The following is a 3,391-nucleotide window of genomic DNA, read 5'->3' as shown; positions in this document are numbered from 1 at the left end:
ATTCGCAGCGGTCGGGCTTGAGGTCCAGCAGCGGTGTCTCGTCGAGGCAATCCAGCCCGCGCACCAGCACCGTCGAGCCCTCGATACCGACCAGCTTGACGATCGAGGTTCCGATCGGGTTTGGCCGCTGCGGCGAGCGCAGCGAAAAGGTGCCGCGGGTGGATTTGTTGTTCTTCGGGCTTTGCAGCACCAGATCGCGGCGCGACTGATGCAGCCAGTAGATCACTTCGAGATTCTCGTAGAAATCGACGCCTTTGAGCGCCGGCACCCACGGCTCGAAAATCTCGAGCCGGCACACCGGACCGTCATGGCGCCCCTGCCGCGGGGCCTCAAGGCGCGAGGTCCAGGGCGTGCGGATGCGGCCGATGAAAACCAGACCGGCGTCGTTTGCCTTGGGCATCTCGACGGCCTGCTCGCCTTCTCGAATCTCGCTCTCTCGAACCATGTCCCTCAATCCAGTGAAATATTCTGTGCCTTGATCACGGCCGACCACCTGGCCCGGTCGGCATCGATGAACTGCGTGACCGCGGCGGCGCTGCGCGGGCGAAACACCGTATAGCCGATCTTCTCCAGCGACGCCCGGAACGCCTCATCGTTCATCGCACGATTAAGGCTGTCCGTCAGCTTTTGGGCGACATCCTCACGAAGGTTTGCGGGAGCCGCAATGCCGTACCAGACGCTGACGAGGTAGTCGGGATAACCGCTCTCCGCGATGGTCGGCACGTCAGGCAGATCGGACAGCCTTTGCATTGAACTGACGCCGAGCGCCCGCACCATTCCGGCGCGCACCGGCGGCAGCGCCGTGCTCACGGAATCGAACATCACCTGGATGTTGCCGGCCAGCAGATCGGTCAACGCCGGTGCCGCACCCTTATAGGGCACGTGCGTCATCTCGATGCCGGCCATCCGTTTGAACATCTCACCGGCGAGATGAATGGTACCGCCGGTTCCGGCCGAACCGAAATTGAGTTTTCCCGGATTTTGCCGGGCGTAGGCGACGAATTCCGCGACAGTCTTCGCCGGTACCGACGGATGAACTTCCATCATCAGCGGGAAATCGGTCATCAACGCCAGCATCCGGAAATCCCGCGCCGGATCGTAGGACAATTTCTTGTACAGCAGGGGATTGAGCACGATCATCGAACCGGCCGCGACCAAGAGCGTGTAGCCATCGGGGTCGGCGCGCGCGACCATTTCGGCGCCGATGGCGCCTTGCGCCCCCGGCTTGTTTTCGACCACCGTCGCCTGCCTGAGATCCCTGCCGAGAAAATCGGCCACCACCCGGCCAAGGATGTCGGTGGGTCCACCCGGGGGATAGGGAATAACGAGCTTGATCGGCCGGGCCGGATACTCCGCCGCGCTGACGCCAGGGGACACAGAGAATGATGCAACGATCGCAAGACAAGCGATCAGGATCGACCTTAGAGGCCAATTCATGACGTTTCCCCACCGGATCGTTTTGCCGCACAGTAGCGGATTGCAGGTCAGCCGCAATTGCGAACCGCGCTTCAAGGCTGCCATGCAAGTGCCCGGTCAGCTCCTGACGCCAGTCAGCTCCTGACGCCAGTCACCCCCTGACGTTCATGTTGCGCAGCACGAGACAGGCGCCGCCGGCGCGGCGGATGCGGTTACAGAGCTCGTCGGCGGCGGGGCGCGTGTCGGCGCCGATCCGCACCTGATAGAACGTGCGGGTGCCGCGGCTGCGGAACAACGAGCCCAGCAGGCTTGGGTCCTGATCGCCGATCACACCGCTCAACCGCGTCATCGCGCGTGAATACATCGCCAGCGCCTTGTCGCGATCAAAGCCGGCGGCAAGCTGCACACCCCATAGCCGCTCAGCACCAAGCTTCACATGCTGCTCGAGCTCGGAGACAAAGGCATTGGGAGCACGCTTGAGTAACGCCATCAGGTCGCGGCAACCGGCGCTTGGCGCGCGGTCGGGCATCTTGCCGTTCGCGCCGGCCGCGGCCCATGTATCGACCGTGGCACCGGTGATGGCGACGACGTAATTGCGCGTCTCCTGCGGCATGGAGCCCGAGCCCGCGAGCCATTCCTGCACCCGGTGGGGTCCGGCATTGTAGGCTGCGGCGGCGAGGCCGAGATTGCCGAATTGCGTGCGCAATTCGCTGAGGAATTCAGCGGATTTCGGCAACGCCTGCACGGGATCGAAGGGATCGAGCAACCGCCGTTCGCTCGCAGTGCCCGGCATGAATTGCGCGATGCCCTGGGCACGTTCGCCGCGGCGCGTGAGCGGCCCCACCGCATCGGACTGAAACCGGCTTTCCTGCCAGATCACGCGTGCGAAAAACTCCAGCGGCAAATCATTGGCCTTCGCCGCCGCTTCGATCATCAGGCACATCGCCTCTCTTGTGTCGGTCTCCCGCGCAGCCTCCGCCGGCTTCTGTGGCTCGCTTTTGCTTTCATCGCTGGGAATGGCGAGTTCTTCCACGCTCGGCCGCGCGATCCCGCCGCCGGTTCTCACCGGCGCCGCCTCCTCCGCGGCCGGTTGTGCCGCCGGCCATATCAGCATCACGACAACCGAGCAAAGCGCGGCGCGCCAACCGATACCCATTCGCATTGCAGCCCTGTTTCCGGCGGACCGTGCTTGACACGGGGACCCGAGCGTCTAGCTATTTGGTAAACATGGCGCGTTGATGGGAGCGCAGGACATGACCGCAGCTTCGGACGATCCGCTCGGCTTTGCACCCGACGACGACGCGCCGATCCCCTATATGGCGCGGACCCGCGAATATTATGCGGCGATCGGCTACACCACGCCCTATCGCTGGGCGCATTATGTCGATGCGCCGTTTCAGCGCTTGCGAAAGCCGCTGAGCCAATCCCGCGTCACCATCGTCACCACGGCGGCACCGTTCGATCCCGCCAGGGGCGATCAGGGTCCGGGCGCCAAATACAATGGCGGCGCCAAATTCTATACGGTCTATGACGGCGATACCTCGGGGTCGCACGATCTGCGGATTTCGCACATCGCCTATGACCGCGTGCACACCACGGCCGACGACAGCGGCACCTGGTTTCCACTGCCGCCATTGCTCGGGCTGGCGCGCGAGCGGCGGATCGGCGAAGTCGCGCCGCGCTTCTTCGGCGCCCCGACCAACCGCAGCCAGCGCGTCACGATCGAAACCGACGCGCCCGACATTCTCGCCCGCTGTCAGGCCGATCAGGTCGATGCCGCGGTGCTGGTGCCGAACTGCCCGGTGTGCCACCAGACCATCAGCCTGGTGGCCCGGCATCTGGAGGCCAACGGTATTTCCACCGTGGTGATGGGGTGCGCCAAGGATATCGTCGAGCACGCCGCGGTGCCGCGCTTTCTGTTCAGCGATTTTCCGCTGGGCAATTCGGCGGGCAAGCCGCACGATCCCGCTTCGCA

4 protein-coding genes are annotated in these 3,391 nt (G+C 64.3%); 1 reads left to right on the top strand and 3 read right to left on the bottom strand.

Annotated features, from left to right (window positions below):
* The 3 genes from tsaA to ABR948_RS29170 all read right to left on the bottom strand — a co-directional run.
* The coding region (gene tsaA / locus ABR948_RS29180; RefSeq protein ID WP_428124731.1) for a tRNA (N6-threonylcarbamoyladenosine(37)-N6)-methyltransferase TrmO at window positions 1–445 on the bottom strand (445 nt) is incomplete at its 3' end.
* Between the two features lie 5 nt (window positions 446–450).
* Window positions 451–1,437: a Bug family tripartite tricarboxylate transporter substrate binding protein gene (locus ABR948_RS29175; RefSeq protein ID WP_428124729.1), complete on the bottom strand. Its 987-nt coding sequence runs from the start codon at window positions 1,435–1,437 to the stop codon at window positions 451–453.
* Window positions 1,438–1,567: 130 nt separating this feature from the next.
* Entirely contained in the window at window positions 1,568–2,578 is a 1,011-nt protein-coding gene (locus ABR948_RS29170) for a transglycosylase SLT domain-containing protein (protein ID WP_428124727.1), read from the bottom strand.
* 91 nt (window positions 2,579–2,669) lie between these two features.
* Here ABR948_RS29170 and ABR948_RS29165 point away from each other — a divergent pair.
* The coding region (locus ABR948_RS29165; RefSeq protein ID WP_428124725.1) for a glycine reductase at window positions 2,670–3,391 on the top strand (722 nt) is incomplete at its 3' end.

Origin of the sequence: Bradyrhizobium sp. (assembly GCF_050014615.1) — a bacterium.
Lineage (GTDB): Bacteria > Pseudomonadota > Alphaproteobacteria > Rhizobiales > Xanthobacteraceae > Bradyrhizobium.
Note: the sequence above shows the minus strand (reverse complement) of the source record. Positions and strands in the feature narration are given on the sequence as shown.